The 22,406-nt window shown below is 64.9% G+C and carries 27 protein-coding genes; 12 read left to right on the forward strand and 15 right to left on the reverse strand.

The window, feature by feature from the left end; genetic code table 11:
- Window positions 1-12: 12 nt before the first annotated feature.
- Window positions 13-489 (forward strand): NUDIX hydrolase, encoded by a 477-nt coding sequence (locus tag BVU17_09425; protein ID AUG47724.1) that lies wholly within the window; start codon window positions 13-15, stop codon window positions 487-489.
- A gap of 7 nt (window positions 490-496) precedes the next feature.
- On the opposite strand, the gene BVU17_09430 is transcribed toward BVU17_09425, so the two are convergent.
- The 5 genes from BVU17_09430 to BVU17_09450 all read right to left on the reverse strand — a co-directional run bounded on the left by BVU17_09430 (window position 497) and on the right by BVU17_09450 (window position 5,362).
- Window positions 497-1,591 carry an asparagine synthase gene (locus BVU17_09430; GenBank protein AUG47725.1) on the reverse strand — a complete coding sequence of 365 codons (1,095 nt, stop codon included), beginning with the start codon at window positions 1,589-1,591 and terminating at the stop codon, window positions 497-499.
- Window positions 1,591-2,277, reverse strand: coding sequence for a phosphoesterase (locus BVU17_09435; GenBank protein ID AUG47726.1), 687 nt, complete (start codon window positions 2,275-2,277; stop codon window positions 1,591-1,593). Before BVU17_09435 ends, BVU17_09430 begins: the two co-directional genes overlap by 1 nt.
- A 447-nt stretch (window positions 2,278-2,724) precedes the next feature.
- Window positions 2,725-3,960, reverse strand: a complete 1,236-nt coding sequence (locus BVU17_09440) for a radical SAM/SPASM domain-containing protein (GenBank protein ID AUG47727.1) — start codon at window positions 3,958-3,960, stop codon at window positions 2,725-2,727.
- Window positions 3,957-4,271: an rSAM-partnered protein gene (locus BVU17_09445; GenBank protein ID AUG47728.1), complete on the reverse strand. Its 315-nt coding sequence runs from the start codon at window positions 4,269-4,271 to the stop codon at window positions 3,957-3,959. The genes BVU17_09440 and BVU17_09445 overlap by 4 nt, the downstream gene beginning before the upstream one ends.
- 80 nt (window positions 4,272-4,351) lie before the next feature.
- Window positions 4,352-5,362, reverse strand: a complete 1,011-nt coding sequence (locus BVU17_09450; protein ID AUG47729.1) for a hypothetical protein — start codon at window positions 5,360-5,362, stop codon at window positions 4,352-4,354.
- Between the two features lie 71 nt (window positions 5,363-5,433).
- Between BVU17_09450 and BVU17_09455 the strand changes: the two genes are divergently transcribed.
- On the forward strand, window positions 5,434-6,075 hold the full coding sequence (locus BVU17_09455) for a hypothetical protein (GenBank protein AUG48885.1): 642 nt from the start codon (window positions 5,434-5,436) through the stop codon (window positions 6,073-6,075).
- Here BVU17_09455 and BVU17_09460 read toward each other — a convergent pair whose 3' ends face one another.
- Window positions 6,076-6,750 (reverse strand): cytochrome C biogenesis protein CcdA, encoded by a 675-nt coding sequence (locus tag BVU17_09460; protein AUG47730.1) that lies wholly within the window; start codon window positions 6,748-6,750, stop codon window positions 6,076-6,078. It lies immediately after the preceding gene.
- Between the two features lie 53 nt (window positions 6,751-6,803).
- Here BVU17_09460 and BVU17_09465 point away from each other — a divergent pair, with 53 nt between their 5' ends.
- Both BVU17_09465 and BVU17_09470 read left to right on the forward strand, forming a co-directional pair.
- Window positions 6,804-7,502 carry a heme ABC exporter, ATP-binding protein CcmA gene (locus BVU17_09465; protein ID AUG47731.1) on the forward strand — a complete coding sequence of 233 codons (699 nt, stop codon included), beginning with the start codon at window positions 6,804-6,806 and terminating at the stop codon, window positions 7,500-7,502.
- A complete protein-coding gene (locus tag BVU17_09470) occupies window positions 7,499-8,176 on the forward strand; it encodes a cytochrome C biogenesis protein (protein AUG47732.1) in 678 nt (225 codons plus the stop codon). The genes BVU17_09465 and BVU17_09470 overlap by 4 nt, the downstream gene beginning before the upstream one ends.
- 5 nt (window positions 8,177-8,181) lie before the next feature.
- On the opposite strand, the gene BVU17_09475 is transcribed toward BVU17_09470, so the two are convergent.
- From BVU17_09475 to BVU17_09485, 3 genes are read right to left on the reverse strand one after another with little or no spacing between them, the layout of a single operon-like run.
- Window positions 8,182-10,533 carry a cytochrome C biogenesis protein CcmF gene (locus BVU17_09475; protein AUG47733.1) on the reverse strand — a complete coding sequence of 784 codons (2,352 nt, stop codon included), beginning with the start codon at window positions 10,531-10,533 and terminating at the stop codon, window positions 8,182-8,184.
- Window positions 10,530-10,994 (reverse strand): thioredoxin family protein, encoded by a 465-nt coding sequence (locus BVU17_09480; GenBank protein AUG47734.1) that lies wholly within the window; start codon window positions 10,992-10,994, stop codon window positions 10,530-10,532. Before BVU17_09480 ends, BVU17_09475 begins: the two co-directional genes overlap by 4 nt.
- Before the next feature lie 49 nt (window positions 10,995-11,043).
- A complete protein-coding gene (locus BVU17_09485; GenBank protein AUG48886.1) occupies window positions 11,044-12,336 on the reverse strand; it encodes a cytochrome C peroxidase in 1,293 nt (430 codons plus the stop codon).
- Window positions 12,337-12,603: 267 nt separating this feature from the next.
- Between BVU17_09485 and BVU17_09490 the strand changes: the two genes are divergently transcribed.
- Entirely contained in the window at window positions 12,604-13,362 is a 759-nt protein-coding gene (locus tag BVU17_09490) for an ABC transporter permease (protein ID AUG47735.1), read from the forward strand.
- Between the two features lie 132 nt (window positions 13,363-13,494).
- Here the strand turns inward: BVU17_09490 and BVU17_09495 are convergent, their stop codons facing one another.
- Both BVU17_09495 and BVU17_09500 read right to left on the reverse strand, forming a co-directional pair.
- Window positions 13,495-15,018, reverse strand: coding sequence for a sulfite oxidase (locus BVU17_09495; GenBank protein AUG47736.1), 1,524 nt, complete (start codon window positions 15,016-15,018; stop codon window positions 13,495-13,497).
- A gap of 13 nt (window positions 15,019-15,031) precedes the next feature.
- The gene (locus BVU17_09500; protein AUG47737.1) at window positions 15,032-15,529 is read right to left on the reverse strand and encodes a cytochrome c biogenesis protein CcmE; all 498 of its coding nucleotides are present in this window, start codon (window positions 15,527-15,529) and stop codon (window positions 15,032-15,034) included.
- A 254-nt stretch (window positions 15,530-15,783) separates the two neighbouring features.
- Here BVU17_09500 and BVU17_09505 point away from each other — a divergent pair, with 254 nt between their 5' ends.
- The gene (locus BVU17_09505; GenBank protein AUG47738.1) at window positions 15,784-16,359 is read left to right on the forward strand and encodes a halocyanin; all 576 of its coding nucleotides are present in this window, start codon (window positions 15,784-15,786) and stop codon (window positions 16,357-16,359) included.
- Between the two features lie 191 nt (window positions 16,360-16,550).
- On the opposite strand, the gene BVU17_09510 is transcribed toward BVU17_09505, so the two are convergent.
- Window positions 16,551-17,702 carry a hypothetical protein gene (locus tag BVU17_09510; GenBank protein AUG47739.1) on the reverse strand — a complete coding sequence of 384 codons (1,152 nt, stop codon included), beginning with the start codon at window positions 17,700-17,702 and terminating at the stop codon, window positions 16,551-16,553.
- Between the two features lie 211 nt (window positions 17,703-17,913).
- Between BVU17_09510 and BVU17_09515 the strand changes: the two genes are divergently transcribed.
- The 3 genes from BVU17_09515 (at window position 17,914) to BVU17_09525 (ending at window position 19,046) form a co-directional block, all read left to right on the forward strand.
- Window positions 17,914-18,291 (forward strand): transcriptional regulator, encoded by a 378-nt coding sequence (locus BVU17_09515; protein ID AUG47740.1) that lies wholly within the window; start codon window positions 17,914-17,916, stop codon window positions 18,289-18,291.
- 2 nt (window positions 18,292-18,293) lie between these two features.
- Window positions 18,294-18,593: a hypothetical protein gene (locus BVU17_09520; protein AUG47741.1), complete on the forward strand. Its 300-nt coding sequence runs from the start codon at window positions 18,294-18,296 to the stop codon at window positions 18,591-18,593.
- A gap of 156 nt (window positions 18,594-18,749) precedes the next feature.
- The gene (locus BVU17_09525; GenBank protein AUG47742.1) at window positions 18,750-19,046 is read left to right on the forward strand and encodes a hypothetical protein; all 297 of its coding nucleotides are present in this window, start codon (window positions 18,750-18,752) and stop codon (window positions 19,044-19,046) included.
- Window position 19,047: 1 nt separating this feature from the next.
- On the opposite strand, the gene BVU17_09530 is transcribed toward BVU17_09525, so the two are convergent.
- The gene (locus BVU17_09530; protein ID AUG47743.1) at window positions 19,048-20,361 is read right to left on the reverse strand and encodes a hypothetical protein; all 1,314 of its coding nucleotides are present in this window, start codon (window positions 20,359-20,361) and stop codon (window positions 19,048-19,050) included.
- 89 nt (window positions 20,362-20,450) lie between these two features.
- Here BVU17_09530 and BVU17_09535 point away from each other — a divergent pair, with 89 nt between their 5' ends.
- Together BVU17_09535 and BVU17_09540 are read left to right on the forward strand one after the other, a co-directional pair.
- Window positions 20,451-20,735 carry a hypothetical protein gene (locus BVU17_09535; protein ID AUG48887.1) on the forward strand — a complete coding sequence of 95 codons (285 nt, stop codon included), beginning with the start codon at window positions 20,451-20,453 and terminating at the stop codon, window positions 20,733-20,735.
- On the forward strand, window positions 20,732-21,004 hold the full coding sequence (locus tag BVU17_09540; protein ID AUG47744.1) for a glutamyl-tRNA reductase: 273 nt from the start codon (window positions 20,732-20,734) through the stop codon (window positions 21,002-21,004). The genes BVU17_09535 and BVU17_09540 overlap by 4 nt, the downstream gene beginning before the upstream one ends.
- Before the next feature lie 82 nt (window positions 21,005-21,086).
- Here the strand turns inward: BVU17_09540 and BVU17_09545 are convergent, their stop codons facing one another.
- Window positions 21,087-21,404 (reverse strand): cupin, encoded by a 318-nt coding sequence (locus tag BVU17_09545; GenBank protein AUG47745.1) that lies wholly within the window; start codon window positions 21,402-21,404, stop codon window positions 21,087-21,089.
- Window positions 21,401-21,634 carry a hypothetical protein gene (locus BVU17_09550; protein AUG47746.1) on the reverse strand — a complete coding sequence of 78 codons (234 nt, stop codon included), beginning with the start codon at window positions 21,632-21,634 and terminating at the stop codon, window positions 21,401-21,403. Before BVU17_09550 ends, BVU17_09545 begins: the two co-directional genes overlap by 4 nt.
- A gap of 89 nt (window positions 21,635-21,723) precedes the next feature.
- Between BVU17_09550 and BVU17_09555 the strand changes: the two genes are divergently transcribed.
- Window positions 21,724-22,260 (forward strand): hypothetical protein, encoded by a 537-nt coding sequence (locus tag BVU17_09555; GenBank protein AUG47747.1) that lies wholly within the window; start codon window positions 21,724-21,726, stop codon window positions 22,258-22,260.
- Window positions 22,261-22,406: the final 146 nt, after the last annotated feature.

A 22,406-nucleotide genomic window follows, 5' to 3' on the forward strand; every position in this document is an offset into this window, starting at 1 on the left:
CGTTCCGTCGGTATGGAGACGACCCGCCATTTTGTCGCAACCGTCTACGTTGTCAGCGACGGCCGCGTCGCGTTGCACGAACACAGCAAGCTCGACATGTGGCTGCCAGCCGGCGGCCACATCGACCGCGACGAACTGCCCCACGAAGCCGCGCTCCGCGAAACGCGCGAGGAACTGGGTCTTGATGTCGACCTCATCGCACCCCAGCAGGATATCGAGAGCGAGACGGTCCAGTCGATACCTCAGCCACAGCACTTCCTGCTCGAAGACATCAACGTCACCGCTGAGGGGGAGGTGGGCCACCAGCACATCGACTTCATCTTCTACGGCCGGGCGGACAGCCGCGACATCACACCGGGGCCGGGCGAACAGCCGGCCGAGGACTGGGAGTGGTTCTCCGTGGCTGACTTACGTGACCGGAGCGGGGAACTCCCGGCAGATGTCGTCGAGGTCGGCCAGCGAGCAATCGAGTCGGTTCACGAGCCGTAGCCGCAGCTCACTCGATGAGCGCTTCAATGTACTTCGTGACGTGATTGTCCATCCGGCGCTTGTAGCCGGCCTGCCGGGCGAGGCGGTCGAGTTCGCGGGCCGCCAGGGAGCCGTACTGGGCGGCCTTCTTGTCCCGGTCCGCAATCTCGTCCGGGAGCGACTCCCGGGCGGCCGCCCGGAGCGCGACTTTCCGCGTCTCACCGTCGACCAGCAGGTCGCCGTCCAGTCGCAGAGCAGCCCCGACGACGCGGTCGTGCAACAGCGGCGTCACCGGTTCGACGCCCGCGGCCCGCAGCGCGAGCACGTCCCGCTCTAGCTGGTCGGGGAGCGTGGCGACGACCTCGCGCTGTGCGCCCCTGACCGTGTCAGCGTCGACCCGGGGGTCCTCGGGGGCCTTTGCAACCTTCGCGTAGCCGCCGAACAGTTCGTCGGCTCCCTGCCCGAGCGCCAGCCGGTCGAAGCCGTCCGCCGCGACCCGTTCGGCGGCAAGGTACAGCGGGAGCGCTATCTGTACGTCCATGGCGTTGACCCGCCCCGTCGCGCGGGCGATCTCGGGCACGGCCCGCTCGATGGCGTCGTGGGTGAGTTCGGCGACGCGCACGTCGGTCCCCAGCAGGTCCGCGGCCGACCGCGCCGCCTCGACGTCGTGGCTGTCCGGGAACCCGGCGACGTACAGCGGCGCGTCGAGCCGCGCCGCGAGCAACGCCGAGTCCACGCCGCCGGAGAAGGCGATTGCCAGCCCGTCGGTGTCGACGGCGTCGACGCTGGTCTCGACGGCCGCTTGGACCGCCTCGACCGCCGTCTCTCGGTCCGGAAACGGGTCGGGCGACGGCAGCGTGAAGCGGCGTCTGGTCCCGTCGCCGTCGCGGACGTGGCCCGCGGGGAACGACCGCGGGTCTTCCAGCGCCGCCGGGTCGTGACCCCACTGGTCGTGGCCGAGTCGCCCCTCTTCGGCAACGTCTCGCTCCACGAACAGCGGGTAACGCCCGAGCACGTCCCGGACGAGCGTCCCGTCCACGTCGCCCGCGAACCCGCCGGTCCCCGGGAGCGGGTCGCCGCTGTCGAGCGCGTCGGCGACGGCGGCCGCGTCGGCTCCCTGCATCACTGTAGGAGCTCCGCGATACCGTTCTTGACGCGTCGCTTCGCCCCGCCAGCCGCCTGCCGGAAGCTGATGCGCCACGGCGTCCGCTTCCCCTCGACAGTCGTCTTACCCTCGCGGATCGCGTCTAGAATCGCCTCGACGGTTCGTTCGTCCGTGCCGACGTTGGTGACCGCCTGCCCAACCATCTCCGCGATGTGGGCGTCACTGCCAGCGGTCATCGGCAGCCCCTTTCGTCGCGCGAACCGCTCGGCCTGCCGGTTCGACCGCCCGGTCAGCAGCCGCGAGTTGTACACTTCGATGGCGTCGGCCGTCGCGAGTTCGGCCTTCGAGATGTGTTCTAGGACGCCGTGGCGGGACTCCTGAAACGGATGCGGGACGACCGCGAGCCCGCCCTGCTCGCGGATGCGGTCAAGCGTCTCGTCGAAGGGGAGGTGGGGCGGAATCGCCTCCTGTATCCCCAGCGCGAGGACGTGTCCGGCGGCACACGTGACCTCCATGCCGGGAATCCCGACGAGGCCGTACTCCGGGGCGAGTTCGGCCGCCCGGAGGCTGGCGTCGATTTCGTCGTGGTCAGTCACAGCCAGCGCGTCCAGTCCGACACCGCTGGCTTGCTCTAAGAGGAGCTCGACCGGGTCCCGGCCGTCGTACGACAGCGACGAATGCGCGTGTAGCTCAACCGACTGCACAGGTGTCGATAGCGGGGGGCAGGGCAAAAACGCCCCGGTCCGCCCCAGTGCTCACAGAGAACAAACCGGCCGCCGTGTCCAGGGCGGCCGAATGCCCGAAGGAACGCCCATCTGTCCCACGAGACTGAGCGTGTGTTTCCCGACGACACGACCGTCAATCGACGGTCGCATGTGATAGTTACCGGCACGCAGGAATGAGTCGTCCCCCTTGGTTTGGCGGGGATTAAAGTAGGGCTGTCCGGGTCGGTGGCAGCGGTTACTGCGAAGCGTGGTGCTGAGAGCCAGAAACCCCGGCCACCGGGAGACCGCAGGTCGCCCGAGCAGCGGGCGTGTAGCGCTGCCGACACCCCTCCCGTTCCGGCGTAGCCGCTCGGTCAGCCGACAGGGCGGGACTGAACGCGGGGCTGGTCAGTAGTACTTGCAGTTTCTCGACTAAACACGAGCGGGTCAGTCTGCCGAACTCCCGCCAGCGACCGAGTTCCCGCCGGTGTCGAACGGCAGCGGCCCGTGAACCTCGGCGTCCTCCAGATAGCACTGCGGGTCCGGGGCGAACAGGTCGTCCTCGACGGTGAGCGCACGCAGGCGCGACGCGCCGCGGCAGACCCCAGCGTAGCGGCAGTCGGCACACTTCCCGCTGAGGTGGTCCTCGCGGTTCCGGAGCGCCCGAAGCAGCGGATTCGACTCGTCCTCCCAGATGTCGCCGAACGAGCGGTCGCGGACGTTCCCCAGCGAGTACCCCTGCCAGAACTGTGTGAGGTGGACGTTGCCCTGATAGTCCACGTCGGCAACGCGTTCGCCGGTCGGGTCTCCGCCGTTGACCCGCAGGTACTCGTACACTCGCTGGGCCTGCGCGTCGCTCATGTGCTCGCGGGCGTACTCGACGAGGTAGGCCGCGTCGGCGTAGTTCCCGACCAGTAGTGTCTCGATTTCCTCGCCGCGGTCGTGGTACTTCCGAGTCATGTCACAGACCCGCTTGACCGCCTGCCGGCGGTCCTCAGGTGTGAGGTCAGCGTCAACGATTTCGGTCCCGCGCCCGCCGTAGTCCAGATGGTAGAAACAGAAGCGGTCGACCCCCACGTCGGTCAGCAGGTCCACGACGCCCTCCAGGTCGGCGGCGTTGCGCTCGGTGATGGTGTACCGGAGGCCGGTCTTCAGGCCCGCGTCGAGGCAGTTCTCGATGCCCTGGACCGCGCCCTCGAACGCGCCGTCGACCCCGCGGAAGTCGTCGTTTCGCTCCGGCAGGCCGTCGACGGAGACGCCGGCGTATTTCAGCCCAGCATTCTTGAGCGACTCGGCGCGCTCCTCGGTGATGAGCGTCCCGTTGGTCGAGAGCACCGGGCGGACACCGACCTCGTTCGCGTAGGCGACCAGTTCTTCGAGGTCATTGCGGACGAGCGGTTCGCCGCCGGAAAACAGCACCACCGGCGCGCCGTAGTCGGCCAGGTCCTCCAGCAGCGCCTTCCCCTCGGCCGTCGAGAGCTCGCCGTCGGCGATGTCGGTGTCGGCGGCGGCGTAGCAGTGGTCGCAGTAGAGATTACACTGCTTCGTAACGTTCCAGACGACGACGGGGCGGCGCTGTTTCCGGTCGCGTATCTGGCGCTTGGTCGACTCGTCGGCCGCGTCGTACCGGAGGCCATCGCCCTCGGCATCGAGGTCACAGAGCAGTTTCGAGACCGAAATCATCGGTTCTCACCCCGGAGTGTCTCCGACTCCATCTCGTCGATGCTCATCGTGGCATCTTCCCCCGTCGCCCCCGACCCGAGGGCCGCGTCGTCGGTCTGGTAGCGGCGGGTCTCGTCGGCGGGACACAGCCACAGCGTGACGGCGGTCCGGCCAAACAGCGACGCGGCCTGCTCCCTGGCGATGTCGGCGGACGGTGCGCTGACGCTTCCGACGTGGGCCAGCGGGTCCGCCGTGTCCTCGCGGACGAACACCTCCCACTCGCGGCTCGTTGCGCCCCGCGGGGCGTCCACCTCGTGGTCGAACTCTTCCATACCCCCCTGTTAGTCTCCCCAAGAAAAACGGGACTGGCGTGTTCTCAGCTACTGGGAACTACCCGCCCTCACTCGGAGCCCTATGCGTCCCGGAGCGTCTCCGTGTCGACGTCCTGCCGGACGCGTATCGCACTCTCGCCGACCTGCTCGACGGTCGGGTCGTCGAAGACCGGCCAGTACGACAGGCGGAACGTCTCCCGCTCGGCGGACTCCGCGGCCCCGCGATAGACGGCCTCGACGGCCGAGCGCCGGGCGGGCGCGTTGGGGGCGAACGCCAGCGTGACCTGCATCCGCGCGGTGTCGTAGGACTGCTCGTCGCTGCCCGGAAAGACCGTACTCGCCAGCGCCCCGTGGAGGTCGCCGTCAACGCCCTCGAAACTGCCGGGGGTCGGCGACGGGAACAGCACACCCTGGGCGTCGGCGGCGACGTACGCGTCGTAAAACAGGGGCCGGGTCTCGGGGCTGGCACTCGCCCACGACTGGCCCTCGCCGGTCCTGGCCTCAAGCAGCGCCGCGGTGAGGTCCTCGTCCCGGTCGCCGCTGAACCGGACGTAGACGCTCCACTCGTTGCCGCCGATGTAGGTGAGCCGTCGCTCGCCCTCCTCGTCGGTCTGGTAGTACACCCGGTAGCCGGCGTCCGACGACCCCTCGGTCATGCCCCGGGCTTCGAACGAGTCGAGCAGGGCCTCCGTCGGTCCGCGGGCGATGACGACGACTTCGAGCGCCTCGGTGCGGTATGTCATCGCCAGCGGGATGCTGTCTTCCGTTCGGGCGTCGCTGGCCGCGTCGGCGATGAGTTCGTTCCCGGCCGACGCGTCGAGCCGAGCGAACCGCAGGTCGGAGACGTTCACGGTCTGGTAGCCCACCTGCGCGGGGTTCGAGTACGGGAGCGTCCACAGCGGGGGGAGCCAGCGCCGGAGCCGGTACGCTGCCGGTACGCGCTGGACTGTCGGCTCGGGGGTCGGTGTCGGGGTGTCGGGCGCGGTGTCCGTCTCGCTGCCGAACAGGCCGCCCGAGCAGCCGGCGACCGGAACCGAGAGCGCGGAGCCGAGCAACGCGAGCGTCCGCCGGCGCGTCTGGTTTCGAGGCACGGTTTGAGAGCCTTGTCCGGATGTTTTTCCACCGAACCTATGAGCGTTGTGCAATCCCGGCAGACCGCCAGATGTTGGCGGGACGCTGGCGGGTCGAGGCCCCGAACGCGTCGACCGACTCGTTTTTCATCGGCCGGACGTACTACAGACCGATGCCGGACCGACACGGGCCGACTGCGGCGTTGGGCGTCGGCGGCGGACTGGCGGCCTGTGTCGCCGCCGGATTCGGGTACGCGGCCCTGACCGGTCCCATCGGGGCAGTACGGACCATCCACGTCTGGGTCGGGACCGCGTGGACGGCGCTCGTCCTCGCGTACGGGTTCGTCCTGGCACCGCTGTTGCGCGAACGTGATACGGCGGCGGCCTACCCGATAGTGGCGCGGCTCGCACCGACGACGCTGGTCCTGCTGCCGACGCTGACGGTCGTGACGCTGGCCGCCGGCGTCACGATGGCGCTCGCGTACGGTATCGTGTGGCCGATGACGACGCTCGTGCGCGCCGTGTTCGGCGTTGCGGTCGCTATCGCCGGTATCGCACTGCTCGGCGTGTTGCCGGCGGACGTACTCACCTACCGCGAACTCCGCAGTGCGGACCCCGACCCGGAACGGGTCGTCTCCCTCGGCGTCCGGACCGCGACACTGCTTACCGTCCAGGGGGCGCTGCAGGTCACGATGCTGTTCCTGATGCTCCGCGTCGCCGCGATGACCGGCTAATCAGAGCGTCGAGAGGAGCACGCGGTCCAGTTGAAACAGCAACGCGACGCCGCTGACGAGCAGGAGGTACCCGGCGAGCCGGCGGACCGATTCCGTCCGCTCGGCACCCGGGAGTACCTCCCTGACCTGCCCGCCGGCGACCTTGCTCCCGTAGGCGACACCGAGCATCGGGAGCCCGAACCCGACGCCGTAGCTAAACAGCAGGAGTCCGCTCTGTGAGATGTCGCCCGTCGTACCCGCGTACGCCAGCACAGCGCCGAGGACCGGGCCGACACACGGGAGCCAGAGGATGCCGATGACGAGCCCGAGCGCGAACCCGGCGGCGATAGGGTGGGCCGAACTGGAGAGGATGCCGAGCCCGTCGACCCGTCCCGAGACCTTCGACGCCGTCGCCGCGTACGCCTCGTGGAGGTCGTCGTCGGCCATGACCGCGCCGAAGGCGATGATGACGAGGAACGCGGGGGCCCGCAGCGAGTCGGAGGTGAGCGTCCCCAGGTAGCCGGTGACCAGGCCGACGAGGGTAAAGGAGACGACGCTCCCGCCGACAATCGCGAGCGGTTTCAGCCGGTGACCCACGCTCCCCGACAGGAGCGGCGGGAGCACCGGGAGACAACACGGCGTGAGAACGGTCATGGCACCGGCGGCAAACGACGCCAGGAGTGAGACCGCTGCCATACCCGTATTTGGATTACAAAAGGTAAAAACATCTGCTGTCCGTCCCTCCGGTGATGGCCGTCCTCTCGCTGTCTACAGTCTCGAAGTATTTCGGGCCGAAGGTCGGTGTTGAGGGGATCGATATCGAGGTGGGTCGCGGCGAGTCGGTGCTGTTGTTCGGTCACAACGGGTCGGGCAAGACCACGCTACTCAGGCTCCTGGCGACGCTGACGCGACCGAGCGAGGGGACGATTTCGCTTGAGGGAACCGAGTTCTCCCGCGACCGACCGACACAGCGTGGGGAAATCGGCTTCGTGGCACACGAGACGTACCACTACGAGCAACTGACTGCCCGGGAGAACCTCCGCCTGCACGCCAGGCTACACGGGGTGGACCGGAGCCGGTGTGAGACCCAGCTCGACGCCGTCGGGCTCGCGGACAGAGCCAGCGACCCCGTAAGCGAGTTCTCCCACGGGATGGCAAAGCGGCTCGCACTCGCGCGGGCGACGCTGCATGACCCTTTGCTGTTGTTGCTAGACGAGCCGTTCACTGGACTTGATCAAGAGTCTCTCCTACGAGTGACGGACCAGCTACGCAATCTGGAGGAGACGACAATCGTCTTCGCGACACACGATGTCGACCACGGGTTCACTCACGCCGACCGGGTGCTCACACTCAAGGGAGGACAGCTCGTCCGTGATATTGACACGGCCGACTGTCCCGGGCCGGACGCGATCAGACAACAGTACGTGGACACACCTCGACAACCATGATTCGACGGTATCTGCGCGCAGTTCGGGCTATCGCGGCGAAGGACCTGTTGCTCGAAGCCCGCGGGAAGCGGCGGGCCAACGGCGCGGCGGTGCTGGCGCTGCTGATAGTCGTCATCTTCTCGTTCGTGTTCGTCCGCCGGGTCGACGAGCCGGCGGTCATCGCCCGCGGTGGGCTCTGGATAGCGCTCGTGTTCGCCACGACGCTCGCGCTCTCCCGGGGCATCGCCGTCGAGGACGACAACGCCGCAATCGAGGGGCTGATGCTCGCCCCCGTCGACCGGTCCGCGATCTACCTCGGGAAGGTCTGTAGCTCGGCGGTGTTCGTGACGGCTATCGGGTGGGTGACCCTCGTCGCGGTGACGGTGTTTCTGGGGACGCCGTTCGAGCCCGCCCTGCTCGTCCAGTTGGCGCTCGTGTTCCCGCTCGCGGCAGTCGGATTCAGCGCCGCCGGCGTGTTACTGACCGCGCTGACGCTGAACTCACAGGTCAACGAGTCGCTGCTCCCGGTGTTACTCGTCCCGCTTGTGGTGCCGGTCATCCTCGCTGGAATCGAACTCACGAGCCTCTCCAGGGGGCCGTTCTGGCTGTCGGAGTGGTTCCGAATCCTCCTCGTCTACGACGGGGCCGTGCTCGTCACCGGGTGGGTGAGCTTCGAGTTCGTCATCGAAGCCTGACCCCGTCACTCGCGGGCACCGACGGCACCCGAGGCCGGGTCGAACAGGAAGACCAGCGCCATCCCGACGAGCATCACCGCGACGCCGAACCATATCTGGTTGGCCAGCGGGTAGCGGCTGATTTCAATCGAGAGTCCGCCGGCAGTGCGGGTCGCGACGACGTACGTGTCGCCAGCAAGCCCGCGCTCGATGAGCGGGTCGTTGGTCTGCATGTCGCGCCCGCGATAAGACTGCTCGGCGACGGTGCCGTCGGCGACCAGCGTATCGCCCCGATACAGCTGGACATCGTACTGATGATCAACGACCCGTGGCGTGTACGCGTCCGTCGGTGGGGCCGATATGGGTCCGACGTTCTCGCCGGTAGTGTAGACGAGCGCGTCGATATTCTCTGAGCGGGGATCAGAGAGGGACCCACGGGCGACGATTACCGATCCCTCTTCGAACTGCACCGCCCCACTGTCGGCACCGACCCACACGCGCGAGTCGTTGAGCTGTGCGATGGTGGTGTTCTCGAAGCGCTGGACCGCTGTCACCTCCCCTTTCACGAGCAATACTGACGTCGAGGGGGAGACCGAGCCAATCTCGGCCGGCGTCATCGCTGCGTCGGTTATCGTCGGCGTGTGCTCCGGCGAGTAATTGGTTACCTCGACCGTGTACGGCGACCCCTCGACGTCGCGGACGATTCGCTCCCCGGTATCGTCCAGTTCGGTCGCGCCGGCGATACCGACGGACGCCGTCGTCGAGAAGACGTAGACGAACGAGACAGAGACGACGAGTAGCGCCGCGCCGACGTGGATGAGCGCAATGCCAGTCTCGTTCAGCTTCGCGCGCCGTCCGGTTAGCCGACGGAGGCGTCCCGTGTAGCGGACGACCCATGCGCCTGCGAAGTACACTGCCGGCGGGAGCACGGTCACTACACTGAGACTCCCAATAGCGCGGTAATACGCCGGGTCGAACGGTTCAGTCGACGCCAACTGCCATTCCGGTCGTGCCAGCCCGACACCAACAACGAGGGCGGCAATGAGCACTGCGGCGGCCGTTCCGACTGTCACTCGCGTGCTGAAGCGCTCTTGCTGTGCGTACATCCCGCCAGCAAGCAACATCGCGACGACGACCGGGAAGCTCCAGAGGTTGTAGTACCGCGCGTCAACACTGACCTCGACGCCCGAAGCGAGGCTGCGCACCACGGGAAACGTGAGGCCCCAGAGCGAGACGAACGCAAGCATGATGAACCCGAGCACAGCAGCGTGGTAAATCGTCGCCCGGTCGAGCAGCCCCGCCTCATCTGTGTCTCCCTGTTCAGTCCTGAACCAGTGGACGAACGCGGGGCCGACTGCCAAGGTGCTCGTCCCTCCGAGAAGGAACAAGACGCCGCTTCCGATGCCCCCACCGGCGAACGAGTGGACGCTCCGGAAGACGCCGCTCCGGACCACAGTCGTCGCGTAGATAACCAGCGGGAACAACGCGGCCGTGGCAGCGGGCGCGAGCACCGCGTACCGGCCCGAGCGTCGGTACTGATTAAGCGTGTGTAACACGGCAGTCAGGCCGAGCCACGGAATGAGCACGGACGTTTCGACCGGATCCCACGACCAGAAACCACCCCAGCCGAGCACCCGGTACGCCCAGAGCCCGCCGAGCGTTATTGCGGCGGTCAACAGAAGCCACGACGCCCGGAGCCAACGTGTCATGCCGTCCAGCCAGTCGTCGAGCACGCTCTCGGTCCCCCGGAGCCTGGCAACGAAGTGTGTCACGCCAACAGTGAAGGGCACCACTAACAGTGCGTACGCCGAGAACGTGATCGGCGGGTGGATCGCCATGAACGGGTCAACCAGCAACGGATTCAGACCGCTGCCATCCCGTGGAATCCCGTTCGCTGCGACGGCGGGATACCTTGTCGACAGGGGGGTAAACGGACTGTCAGTGACGAGCATCCAGGCGAAGACGGTGACAACCCCCATTCCGAGGGATTGGGGGAGACGCGCGCCACGCGCACTATACCGATCCAGAAGCAGAGTCGCTGTGACGACAACGGCCGTAAGCATCGCCCACAGGAGCACCGACCCCGCGTTGGACGCGTAGACGCCCGTGACTTTGTACAGCGTCGGGAGATAGTTTGCAGTGTTGTCCCAGACATACGCGTTGGTGTAATCCCCACTGAGAAACTGCAAGGTCAGGTACAGCAGTGCAATGACGAATGACCCCGTCGCAACTCCTGCAGCGCCTTTGCTGACCCGAAGGAACGACTGGTCGCCGGTCGCGTACTCGTAGCCGAGCAATACTGTGGCGAGTACGCTCCCGAACAGGCCGATTGCCAGCAGCCAGGTACCAACGGCAAGACCGAACACGACCGCTGTCATGTTGCCTCCTCGGACCTCTCTTCAAGTATTGCGAGTAGTTCGTCCCGCCCGATATACCCCTCAACGCTCTCGACAGTTTCGCCTTCGGGTGTCATGATCCGATGCTGTGGTGGATACGTCGCCTGATGCTGGCGAACCAGCCCCGTCCCGTTCCCAGGTTCATCGATGTTTACCGCGAGCAAGACGTACTCATCTAGCACAGCGCGAACGGTTTCGTTTCGATAGTGGTTCTTGTCATACCGCTCGCAGTACGTGCACCACGTCGCCCAGTAGTAGACCAGAACCGGCTTGTCCTGTGACTGGGCCGCGTCGAACGCAGTGCTGGGCTCAGTTTCCCACTCTAGACCTCCCTGATACGTGTGCGCGTCGTCACGGACCACCGGTGCGGCGTTCATTGAGTAGTGGCCCACCCCAAGGACCACTAGAAAGAACGCGACGGTGAGCGTTTTACGAGCATTCATTTGCTGACTGGAATAAAAGATGTAGTGCCAGAAAGGCTGTCGATTCCGCTTACTTGCGCTGTGCGTAGGCTACAGCGATTAGCGCGATGATCAGCGCAGCGGCCATCATGAACGCAGCAGTACTAGTCGGGGAGCCTCCGTCACCGCCACCGCGGACCCCGGCTTGCTGTGGGGCAGCCGTCTGCTGTGACGCAGCCGTCTCTGCAGGCGTCCCGACAGAGGCGGCGTCGTCGGTCTCCGGAGCAGATGCGTCACCTGCGTCTTCAGGGAGCATCGGCTCGCCGCCGCTCCGGGACGGGATGCGCGGCATCTGCTGTTCGGGGTACTGCCCGGTGAGACTGGTCATGAACGCGGTGACGTTTTCGGCCTGCTGGTCGGAAATGTTCTGCCCCACCTGACAGGAAGCCATCACTTTCGTCGCGTTCTCCAGCGTCCGAACCTGACCGTTATGGAAGTACGGCGCTGTATGTTCAACGTTCCGGAGCGTCGGAACCTTGAATTTGTGTTCGTCACTGCTATCACCGGTCACGCCGGCGCGCCCGGAGTCGGCGTACAGGTTGTACCGGTCGATGTACTGGTCACACTGCGGGTTCGACCCCTGGTAGACGCCCAGTTTCTGGTAGTACCCGTTCCCGTTCTCCATCTGCCACTGCGGGCCGTTGAACGCGGGACCGGAGTGACAGCCCTGACAGCCCAGTTCCTTGAACGTCTCCATCCCGTTGAGTTGTCGTTCGGTCAGGGCGTCCTCGTCCCCTCTGACGTACCGGTCGTACGAGCTGTTCGGGGTGATGAGCGTCCGCTCGTAGGCTGCGATCGCGTCGACGGTGTTGTTGAGCGTGACCGGGTTCTCGCCGCCGTAGACCTCCTCGTACATCTCGACGTAGCCCTCGTTGCTACGTATCTTCTCCATCGCCGCTTCCGAGGTCGGCATCCCCATCTCGACGCCCGCGGTGATGGGCCCTTTCGCCTGTTGTTCGAGCGTGTCGGCACGGCCGTCCCAGAACTGGGTACTCATGAACACGGCGTTCCACACCGTCGGCGAGTTCCGCGGCCCGGTCTGGCCGTGGACGCCGCGGCCGACGGTCCGGCTGCCGTCACCACCTTCCATCACGTTGTGGCAGGTGTTACAGGAGATAGACCCCGTGTCGGACAGGCGGGGGTCGAAGAACAGTTTCTTGCCGAGCTCGATTTTCGCCTCCGTGTCGTTTGGCTGCCGGACCTCCTCGTAGGACGGCAGCGGCTGACTGGTCGGCGGCTCGACGGGTAAATCGGATGTCTCGTTGCTACTCTGATTACTCGTCTGTGCGGTTTGTTGCGCTGTCTCGTCAAGCGTGTCGCCCACTGCCTCGCCCGACGGCCCCCCATCCACAGCACCAACGGTGCTTACGATCGGTCCGCCGATCAACAGCAGCGACATGCCAACGACGAAGACGGCGCGAGCCAACGGCTGTCGCGACATATTCGCACATGTTCCGGCTCCTTCTTAAAACGGAGCGGTAAATATACAGGGAATCCGTCGACACAGCCGGTCGCAGTCTATCGATTATCGGCCTACGAGTCCGTGGGAATCCGCACAACAGTTTTTAAGTTGGCCTGAAGAACTGAGCGTATGAGCGTATTGGCACGGCTCGAAACCCGCGGTATTCCGTCCCTCCGCGCGCTGTTGCGGTCCAACGTTATCAAGTACTTGACCCTTCTAGCCGGAGTCGCGTCGCTGGGAAGCGTCTTCGGTATGGCGTCGGATTCGATGTACGGCGTGAGCCACAAGATTAACCTCATCGCGTACTGGCACATCGGTCTGGCGACGGCCGCGGCGGTCGCGCTCACCGTGACGTTTCTCGGCTGTGCCCTCTATCTGGCGACCGAGACGCCGTTCTGGGAGTTCCTCGCCCACTCGTCGGGCGAGGTCGGGTTCCTCATGGTCACGCTGACGCTGGTGACCGGGAGCGTGTGGGGGCGCGTCATCTGGAACAGCTGGTGGGAGTGGACCGACATCCGTCTGGTCACGTTCCTCATTATCTGGTTCATCTACGCGGGCTACCTGCTCATCTACTCCGCCGGCGGGGACTCCGCCTCACTCAAACGCATCACGTCGGTATACGGCATCATCGGGTTCGTGACCGTGCCGCTCTCGTACCTGTCCACGCGGCTCTGGACCCCCACGTTCCACCGGCCGACGGCGGGGAACCCGGACACGCAGGCGACGATTACCGTCCCGGCGCTGTTGCTCTCTATCGCGGCGCTCCTGCTGGTCTACCTCTATCTCGTCGGCTCGCGCGTACAGCTACGGGAACTCAAGCGCCGCGTCGACTACGCACGCCGCGACCGGTCGCTCGACGACCACGCGATGGGGAAGGGGGGTGAGTGAACGTGGAACCCCTCCTCCTCGTCGGGTACAGCGCTGTCTTCCTAGCGCTCATCATGTACGTCGGCTACCTCCGGAACCGGATTACGGCGCTCGAAGAACAGGTCTCGGACCTCGTCGACCAGTAACCCCGTCTCACAGCTGCACGCTGAGGTCGAGCCGGCTCCAGCCGGTCGCGCCGTCCGGGAACGGGCTCGAACGCACGCGCGTCTGCTCCGTTCCGGTCCCGTCGACCGCTTTCGCCACGACGGTGTAGCTCGTGCTGTCGGGCTGCCACTCGTACTTCCACTGTCGCCAGGTGTCGGGGTCGGGCAGCGGGTCCGACAGCGTCGCCGTGTCCCACGTCTCGCCGCCGTCGAGCGAGACGCGAACCTCCTGTATCCCGTCGGTCCCGGCGTAAGCGTGGCCGCCGAGCTGGACCCGTCCGTCCGAGAGGCGGTTGCTTGCGCCGAACTTGACGACCGTGTTGACCGTCCCCATGCCGTTCCAGCCCCGCTCCTCCCAGTAGCCGCTCTCCGACTGGTCGACGACCTCGATTTCGTCGAGCCACTTCACGTTGAGCTTCCCCCACCGGTTCGGAATCAGCGCGCGGACGGGGTAGCCGTGCTCGCGCGGGAGTTGCTGCTCGTTCATCCCGTAGGCCAGCATCGCCTCCGAGAGCATCGACATCGGCACCGAGTAGTAGTAGTCGTCGGTCGCCCGGAGGACGACGTGGCTCCCGTTCGCGCCGGCCTCGTCTAGGAGGTCCAGCAGCGAACACCCCGTCCAGAGGGCGGTCCCTATCTGCTCGCCGTCGACCGGGTCGCCCAGACAGCGTAGCGTCTTGAACCGATGTACCGTCTCGCGCTGTCGGAGTTCCTCGTAGGTGAACTCCCGCTCGGTTTCGACGTTGCCGGTGACCGAGAGCGCCCAGTTCTCTGCCTCGACGGTCGGCGGGCGGGGGTTGATGTCGACGGTGAAAAACGAGTCCGTCGTGTCGACCAGCCCCACCATCCCGTCGACGTTGAGCGAACGGTCAGCCGCCGCGTCGAGACGCTGCTGGACCAGGTCGGACGCCTCGCTCTCGGACGGCGGCGTCGACAGTTCGTCCGTCCGGGACCCGCTGCCCTGGACGAAGCCGACGGCGTGTGCGACGACGTTGTAGGCACCGAGACCGGCGAGGGTCTTGACGAACGCCCGCCTGTCGTCAGGGGTCGATAGCTGGTCGGCGTCGTCGGTCGAGCGCGCAATCACCAGCCCGGTCCCGATTGTCCCAGCGGCGGCGGGCACCACGGCGGCCAGCGGTGACCAGACGGTCGCGGCGACGAGCGCCCAGACGACGGCCAGCGAGAGGGCCATCCCGCCGACGTTCGGGGCTTCGCCGACGAGGCGCTCGCCCGCCCGGAAGCCGGCGTAGCTGACCGCGCCGGTGACGCCGGCCAGCGCGATGCCGAACACGAGGAGGGCAAGCGAGAACGACAGGTCGCCGAAGTTCCAGATGATGGAGGCGACCACCGAACTCGGAAGGACGTCCAGCGCGGTTCGGCTGGCCGCGATTATGACGAACTCCCGCGTGGTGCCATACAGCGCGAAGGAGGTCCCCACAACCGAGACGCCGCTGGCGAAGACCGTCAGCGCACGACGAGACCGGCCCTGGAAGACCGAAGGTGTCTCACTCATAGGTCAGACGGTGTTATTCCCGGCGTGGCGCGGCCACTCGTTCGCTGTTCGTTCCGTCCGACGCGTTGCCGTAGGCCCCCTTGTCGTAGCCCGTGACGTTCGCGTGGGTGCCGTTCATCGACCCGTACTGCGTGGAGTTGTTGTGACCCGACGGGTGCTCGCCCTCGTGTGCGCGGATGGACAGCGACTCCGCCTCGACCGCGCTCCCGTTGTAGTACCCCTTGGCGACGACCGTTCGTCCGGCGGACATCGTCTCCGGCATCGGCCCCTCGTAGACGACGGGCACCGACGCGTTCCCGTCGGTGACCGCAAACGAGAGCCGCTCGTTCGTCTGCTCGATGTCGATGGCGATGCCTTCGAGGTTCACTCTGTCGCCGTCGTATTCGCCGGTGTTCGTTATCTTGGTCGGTGTCGTAAACTCGGCCGCACCGCCCATCGTGGTGACGGCCATCGCTCCGAACAGCACCGGGATTACCACGCCCCCGACGAGAAGCCTTGTTTTCGTTTGCATAGATAGTGTGGTGTCACGGCCGGACCGGTCGGTCACGACACGGTTCGTGTGTAGACACGTGATGCATACAGGAGTTTGTAACTACCGAACGCGTACGCATCCCTGTTGAAGAGTAGGTCCGCAAGCGTGTTTCAGTAGTGCAGCCGGTTATCAGGTTTTGGGAACGCACGCCGCTATTATTCCCCCGAACATATTCACTTACTCGTGACCGGTATGGTCGCGTGACGCGTCGGGCGGAACGCAATTCGATAACTATGACTGATACAGGAGACATTGACAGACGTCGGTTCATCGCGAGTATCGGCACAGTAGTTGCGGGGGCATCCGTCGCGGGGTGTACTGCGCCCGGGACGACATCGAGTTCGGCGGAGCAGTCGCCGAGCGGCGAGACCGAAGCGGACGCCGGCGGGGCGACGGCCACCCCGACCCCGACGGAGGAAGCGACAACCGCCGCACAGTCCGGTGGTGGGGACGTGCCGTCCTCGGTGTCGTCGTATCTCAGCGACACGAGCAACTTCGACGGCAGTGTGACCGACGCGACCGGACAGGACACCGTCACGGTGGAGGTCGGGGCATCGGGGAACAACGGGAACTTCGCTTATGCTCCGGCGGCAGTCGAGATATCGACCGGCACGACGGTACAGTGGGAGTGGACGGGCAAGGGGGCCGCACACAACGTCGTGGCCGAGGACGAGACCTTCAACTCCGGTTCGTCGGAAAGCGGGACAGGCGTGAAGTTCGAATACACCTTCGAGGAGACCGGCGTGTACAACTACTACTGCACGCCCCACAAGGCGCTCGGCATGAAAGGCAGCGTCATCGTCCGGTAACGCGGTAGCGATCGCCGGACTGAATCCGCCATCGGCTTCTTCTCTGCGGCGTGGTGCCTCATTCTGTGGTCGCGGCCAGTGGCCAGCGACTCGGCTGCCGGACGACAGCCGGATTCGATATAGCATCAGCTAATTTATGACCTCTCTCCCGAGAGTGCCTCGAAAAGCGAGTCGATGCGCCGAGCGTTGCGTTATGCGTCGTAGCCGGCGTAGTCCATCAGCTGTTTGAAGATGTCGGTGTCCATCGCTTCTTTGTAGACAACACCGGTGATCATCCCACCGGGGTACGAGGTCCCGTTCATCGCGTGGCTGACCTTGTGACAGTGCGCGAGGTAGATGCCGGGATCGGCGTCGGCTTCGAACTCAATCGTGTGCCGACCGGCGGGCGGGATACTGGTGATATCTTGGTCGTGGCGGGCGGCTTCCGGAATCTTTCCGCCGTCCTTGTGGGTCACCTGGAAGCGGTGGTTGTGGATGTGCATCGGGTGGTCCATGTACCCGTTGTTACATATGTGGATGCGCACCGTATCGCCCTGCTCGACGATGATCGGCGAGCCGTCCTCCGGGTGAAGCGTCCGGGGCGCCGACTTACCGTTGACGGTGAACGTGTCGGGGCGGCGGTTGCGAACATCGTAGCTAGCGTCCATGCCTGCCATCTGTCGGTTCAGCCGGGAGTCCCACTCCTTCAGGGTCATGAAGTACTCCTTGTCGGCCGGCTCGTACCCCTTCGGATCGACGCGGAAGATGCCGTACATCCCCATGTCGATGTGGCGATGGGTCTGGTAGTGGCAGTGATAGAGATGCGTGCCCGGCACGTTCGCGGGGATGGTGTAGGTGTGCTTCTCGCCAGGGTCGATACGAATACCCGTCGTCGTCGGGACGCCGTCGTCTTCCCACTGCTTCTGGACGGCGTGGAAGTGGACTGTGTGCGGGCGCATGCCGTCCGTGTTGTCGAAGGTGACCTCCATGTCCTCGCCCTCCGTCGTCCGGAGAATCGGCCCCGGGACGCTCGGTTCGCCATCGTCAGCTTTGAACGCCCACACCTTCGGCAGTTCGACCGGGCCGCCCATCGACTCACCGGGATGGGCTTCGTGTTTGGCCGGAACGGAGGACAGCGTCACTTCGCCACCCTGTTCGTCGACGTTGACGATTTCCGGCGGCGACGTGGTCGGGAGGTCGCTGTCGGATTGTGCTGGGGTAGTGGTGGTGTCGACTGACTCTTCAGTTGGAACCTCACCCGGAGCGGTACAGCCCGCAAGCGCGACCGTGCCGCCGAGGCCGGAGGCTTTCACGAAGTCGCGACGGGAGATGCCCGATCCGGGTGCGCCGATCTGGTCTTCCATAAGCAATTGGGGGTAAGACACCACAGTATAAACCCCCAAAGCGAGTTCTCAGGCCAACAGAAGCGTTCTCAGTAATTGGGAACGACTGCACGATTACAGATAAGTTCCCCATATATTGCGTGCTGTGTTACGGAAACGTCGACTCTGTCGGGCGGTAGGCGGTTCTAAGTCGGTTACATTAAACGTCTTGGGCGGGCAGTGTCGGGCAAGGATGGTCCGGGACCCCTTCGCTGACGAGGAGACGCCGGAGTTACAGGCGGTCCTCGACGCACTCGACGACGAGGACTGCCGCGCCATTGTCAGCGTTCTGGAGGAACCGTTGACGGCGAGCGAGATATCCGACCGGAGCGGCGTACCGCTATCGACGACCTACCGAAAGCTGGAGCTACTGACGGAGTCCTCGTTGCTGTACGAGGGTGTGGAAGTCAGGTCGGACGGTCAACACGCCAGTCGGTACGCGATTGACTTCGAGGAGGTCGTCATCAGCCTCGACGAGGAACTGTCGCTCACCGTCGACATCTCACATCGCGCTCGGACGCCGGACCAACGGCTCGAAAACCTCTGGTCTGAGGTGCGAAAGGAGACATAACCATGGTACACATCCCAAGTTCACAGGTCGGCATCGTCGTCTCGAAGACACTGATCCTCATTCTTGGTGGACTGATAACGTACTACTCGTATCAGGCGTACAGCCGGACGAAAAGCCCCCAGCACAAGTGGCTCACATACGGGTTCGGCGTGGTGACGCTCGGTGCGTTTGCCGGCGGCGTGCTCGACATCGCCATCGGCAGGTATCTCGGCCAAGAACTGCTTCCGGTAAGCGTCTTCACGTCGAGTTCGCTAACAGCCATCGGTCTGGGCATCATCCTGTACTCGCTGTACGTGCGGTAGCGAGCACGGAGAGCGCCCACCCGGTAACAGATTCGCTTCTTCCGCCTCGATCTCGTCGGAACGGGCCGCTGGTCCGTTTCGCGTCGTGACGGTGGGATTCCCACCGACTGGAAACGCTACGGACGGTATATCTGTACGGACGTGTCAATCAGGAGCATGCTCGGAGCGAACGCAGTGTTGTTAATCGGAATGAAGACAGTCACACTGTTCTGTGGTGTGGTACTGACGACGTTGACCTACCGCGCATACCGTCGCACTCAGGCACCGGCGATGCGGGCGCTCTGTTTCGGCATCGGGTTCGTCACGCTGGGCGCAATACTCGGCGGGAGCCTCCACCAGCTCGTCGGGCTGCCGGTGGCACAGAGCGTCACTGTCGAAGAACTGTTCACCGCTGCTGGATTCTTTATTCTGACGTACTCGCTGTACACCGATCAACCGACCACGACGACCTGAGTCACGAGTCCTCGGCGGGCGTGCGTTCACGGCCGGTCAGGAGTGTCGGCAGCGATTGTGGGCTATGCTCGACGAAGACGGCGACGAGGTTACCCGCGAACAGGACGGTCCCGAAAAACGCGAGTAGCCCGACTGCCAGTGCCGTGCCGTTCGGTGTCTCAAGCCACTGCTGACTCACGAGAAGGGCGTATGCGATAGTCAGTGCAACGCCATCGACCGCCGCGATACGGTGGTCGTACAGGTCATCGACCATCGGCACGTCCTCGAAACCGAGACGGTCGCTGTACCGATGGACCCAGATGATGAACGGGACGACGTGATACAGCGTCCCGAAGACGACAAAGCCGACGCCGCCGACGAGCAATACTGTCGACGGCTGACCGAGCAGCCCGGTGTACGCCAGCGGGTCGGTCCACCACGCGACCGCCGTCAGGCCTGCCCAGAGAAACAGCGACAACGCTGCGACGCTGTAGCGGGTCAGCATCGGTGACCACTCGACTCGCGCACCGATAAGCTGTCGCGCCAGAAGCACTGCCACCACGCCGAGCCCAGCAGCGACCAGTACTGCACCAAGCCGGGCCAGAACGAGCGAGCCGACCAGGCGACCGCCAGCCAAGACAAGGACGCCGACCGGATAACAAGCGGTCTCGACCCGCTGGACCGCCGTGTCAATGCGGCCGGTGTCGGCCTGGGTGAACATCGGGGCGAGCTGGGCCAGCGCGCCCGCGACAGTAGTCAGGACCGCGCCGAACACGGCGAGCGTTCCGTGGGCCAGCAAGAGCCCCTGCCGGCCGATTCCCAAAAGCGGGAGGACGCCGGCGGCGTGGTCCAGCGCCAGCACCAACCCCGCAGCCGTCACGAGGGCGAAAAACACCAGTGCCCAGCCGAAGTGAATCGCCGTGACGTCGGGCTCCGCAGTGAGTAGCGTCCGCCCGACGTTGTAACAGAGGGTCCAGACTCCGACCAGCGCGATTGCGCCAGCAACTGGCAATAGCTCGGGAGTCCCCGTTAGGAAGCCAGCTGCCAGCCCTACGAACCCGACCGCTGCGAGTGGTAACTGCACAGCGGCAAGGCGATGCGAATGAAGTTCGATGCCACACCAGACCGGGACGAACTGCGTCAGTGCGCCCATGATGGTGAGACAGACCCATCCCGCAAGCAGCAGGTGGACCTGTGCGAGGTGGGCGGCCCGACCCTCGACGACGCCGACCGTGACACCGGCGACGAGAAACGCCAGCGCGACGACGAAATGACGCAGCGGAACCGTCATCGGCGGTGCGGCGTCTGCGTCCACGTCGGCAGGTATTCCGCTCATTATCGTCTGATACGGTTCTGTCCCTGCTGGCAGTGTGGCCGAATATGTTCGGGAAAAGGGTCGGCCCGCTTACAACCGAACGAGAACACATGACGCCGAACCACCAGCCAACAGCCCAAACCGCGGCCCTGGTTTCGGAAACCGATGCGCCCGATCACGCACCGACGGAGTGCCTCAATGTGCAGTCGCTGGGGCCGCCAAAGCCGCTCAAGCAAACGCTGGAGTTGCTTGCGGATCTTGACGACGATACCGTGCTCGTCCAGTTCAACGACCGTGCCCCACAGCACCTCTATCCGAAACTCGAAGACAGAGGATACGACTTCGAAAGTGTTGAGACCGAGGACACGACAGTGACGGTCATCTGGCGCAGATGAGTCGGAACACGGAGTCACCTGTCGATGTTGACGAAGCGGTCGCTCGTATCAACAGCCGCGGTGCGAAGATTCAGCAGGAGCAACTCGAACAGACGCTGTCACAGCTCCAGCAGGACGGTGACCTGACGGCTGCCCAGCGGCTGGCGGTGGAACAACTGAGCGAGCGGCTCGTCGAGCGACTGCTCGCTGTCCCCCGTGCAAGTCTTCAGGACGCGGCAAAGAACGCGGACGACGAGCGGATCGAAACGGCGATTTCCCTGTTCGAGTGAGGCGAGCGGTCGTACTCCCCTGGCGACTAGTGCGTCCGCAGAATACGATGTCCGAACGAAGAGACAGCCGACCAGTATGCGCCTACTCCGACGACGCCGCCAGAACGAGCAGTGCCTCGCTGTCCGCCGCTGCGGTGGGGGAGATGTCCTGATCCCCGTCAAACCGGACGACATCACCGGGAGAGAGTGACAGCGTCTCGTCACCGAGCGTCAGGTCCACAGCGCCTGAACGGAGGACGAACACGATGTCCCGACCGGGATGCTTGTGCGCCGGAATCGACTCGCCCGCACCAAGCGTCAACTGGACCGTCTTCGGCTCCCCGTCAAACAACCTCGTCCGGCCGTCTTCACCGCCGTCGAGCGTTGCTCGCTCCGTTTTTGCGGCAGTAGATTCGCTCATTGTTTCGGGAGGTCCGCGACGTACTTTTCTGGACCGTCCTGCTCACACTGGTAGTTCGCCGCGTCGAACGCCTCGACCTCGGCTTGCATTTCGTAGAACAGTGGCTTCGGTTCGTGGTCGTTGATGATCCGAAGCGTCTCCCCGGACGACAGCGCCTCAAAGGAGTCGTGTATCTTCGAGTGTCGCTCGGGCGGCGGCGTCTCACGCAGGTCGAGTGTGGTTGCTGGCATCACCTGCGTGTTCGCCGGGAGTCGGGGAGGGGGTTGCCCCGAACACGTTCGGGAGTAGGCCCTGATGTGTGCCACCCGTTCACTCTACTATGAGCCTTCTCTCCGGCCTCCGCGGCGGCTCAGACGTCGGGTTTGACAGCTACGGAACCTTCGTTCTCGAACACAACCCCGACCCCGGCCCGTTTCTGTCTGAGACAGCGGTACTGACCGGTGCCGACCACGCTGCCTTCCACCGCCTCACGATGGACCTGTTCGACGAGCGTGGCGTGTACGACATGACCTTCGGGTACAACCTCGCACGGCTGAACCTCGACCATCGGCACCCGGACGCGGGCTTCCGCTACGGCCGTGAACCCGACGGCGGCAGTGTTCTCAGAGCGGAGTTCACGCCGACGACCGAGTTCTGCCCCCAGAGCGACACGCTGACTGTCGGCGCGTTCCGCGCCTGGAATGGGCTCTCGGACCGCCACGAGTACGATCTTGTCCGCGTTCGCGTAAGCCCGGATCACCACCAGAGTACGAGTATCAACGACAAACTCCAGCAACTCGAGACACGGTACCGACACACCGGTGAACTCCAAGCCGACGATGAAGGCGAAGCGTCCGACGAGAGCGTCCCGTTCTGACAGCCGACAGCCCGCAGCGTAGCGTGCTCAGTGACCTCGTGAAGCATACCCGCTGGCAGTCGGTCCGGGCAACCACACTGGCAGAATACTGCGGGGAGAACCAACCTTTTGTGACGGCTGAAAACATGGAAACCATTATACGGTCT

Source organism: Haloarcula taiwanensis, assembly GCA_002844335.1.
Taxonomy (GTDB): domain Archaea; phylum Halobacteriota; class Halobacteria; order Halobacteriales; family Haloarculaceae; genus Haloarcula; species Haloarcula taiwanensis.

Excerpts from the sequence above, each read along its gene's own strand:
- BVU17_09425 (AUG47724.1), top strand. The coding sequence starts at position 13 with ATGGAGACGACCCGCCATTTTGTCGCAACCGTCTACGTTGTCAGCGAC.
- BVU17_09430 (AUG47725.1), bottom strand. The coding sequence starts at position 1,591 with ATGCAGGGAGCCGACGCGGCCGCCGTCGCCGACGCGCTCGACAGCGGC.
- BVU17_09440 (AUG47727.1), bottom strand. The coding sequence starts at position 3,960 with ATGATTTCGGTCTCGAAACTGCTCTGTGACCTCGATGCCGAGGGCGAT.
- BVU17_09445 (AUG47728.1), bottom strand. The coding sequence starts at position 4,271 with ATGGAAGAGTTCGACCACGAGGTGGACGCCCCGCGGGGCGCAACGAGC.
- BVU17_09455 (AUG48885.1), top strand. The coding sequence starts at position 5,434 with ATGTTGGCGGGACGCTGGCGGGTCGAGGCCCCGAACGCGTCGACCGAC.
- BVU17_09460 (AUG47730.1), bottom strand. The coding sequence starts at position 6,750 with ATGGCAGCGGTCTCACTCCTGGCGTCGTTTGCCGCCGGTGCCATGACC.
- BVU17_09465 (AUG47731.1), top strand. The coding sequence starts at position 6,804 with ATGGCCGTCCTCTCGCTGTCTACAGTCTCGAAGTATTTCGGGCCGAAG.
- BVU17_09470 (AUG47732.1), top strand. The coding sequence starts at position 7,499 with ATGATTCGACGGTATCTGCGCGCAGTTCGGGCTATCGCGGCGAAGGAC.
- BVU17_09475 (AUG47733.1), bottom strand. The coding sequence starts at position 10,533 with ATGACAGCGGTCGTGTTCGGTCTTGCCGTTGGTACCTGGCTGCTGGCA.
- BVU17_09480 (AUG47734.1), bottom strand. The coding sequence starts at position 10,994 with ATGAATGCTCGTAAAACGCTCACCGTCGCGTTCTTTCTAGTGGTCCTT.
- BVU17_09490 (AUG47735.1), top strand. The coding sequence starts at position 12,604 with ATGAGCGTATTGGCACGGCTCGAAACCCGCGGTATTCCGTCCCTCCGC.
- BVU17_09495 (AUG47736.1), bottom strand. The coding sequence starts at position 15,018 with ATGAGTGAGACACCTTCGGTCTTCCAGGGCCGGTCTCGTCGTGCGCTG.
- BVU17_09500 (AUG47737.1), bottom strand. The coding sequence starts at position 15,529 with ATGCAAACGAAAACAAGGCTTCTCGTCGGGGGCGTGGTAATCCCGGTG.
- BVU17_09505 (AUG47738.1), top strand. The coding sequence starts at position 15,784 with ATGACTGATACAGGAGACATTGACAGACGTCGGTTCATCGCGAGTATC.
- BVU17_09510 (AUG47739.1), bottom strand. The coding sequence starts at position 17,702 with ATGGAAGACCAGATCGGCGCACCCGGATCGGGCATCTCCCGTCGCGAC.
- BVU17_09515 (AUG47740.1), top strand. The coding sequence starts at position 17,914 with ATGGTCCGGGACCCCTTCGCTGACGAGGAGACGCCGGAGTTACAGGCG.
- BVU17_09520 (AUG47741.1), top strand. The coding sequence starts at position 18,294 with ATGGTACACATCCCAAGTTCACAGGTCGGCATCGTCGTCTCGAAGACA.
- BVU17_09525 (AUG47742.1), top strand. The coding sequence starts at position 18,750 with ATGCTCGGAGCGAACGCAGTGTTGTTAATCGGAATGAAGACAGTCACA.
- BVU17_09530 (AUG47743.1), bottom strand. The coding sequence starts at position 20,361 with ATGAGCGGAATACCTGCCGACGTGGACGCAGACGCCGCACCGCCGATG.
- BVU17_09535 (AUG48887.1), top strand. The coding sequence starts at position 20,451 with ATGACGCCGAACCACCAGCCAACAGCCCAAACCGCGGCCCTGGTTTCG.
- BVU17_09540 (AUG47744.1), top strand. The coding sequence starts at position 20,732 with ATGAGTCGGAACACGGAGTCACCTGTCGATGTTGACGAAGCGGTCGCT.
- BVU17_09545 (AUG47745.1), bottom strand. The coding sequence starts at position 21,404 with ATGAGCGAATCTACTGCCGCAAAAACGGAGCGAGCAACGCTCGACGGC.
- BVU17_09550 (AUG47746.1), bottom strand. The coding sequence starts at position 21,634 with ATGCCAGCAACCACACTCGACCTGCGTGAGACGCCGCCGCCCGAGCGA.
- BVU17_09555 (AUG47747.1), top strand. The coding sequence starts at position 21,724 with ATGAGCCTTCTCTCCGGCCTCCGCGGCGGCTCAGACGTCGGGTTTGAC.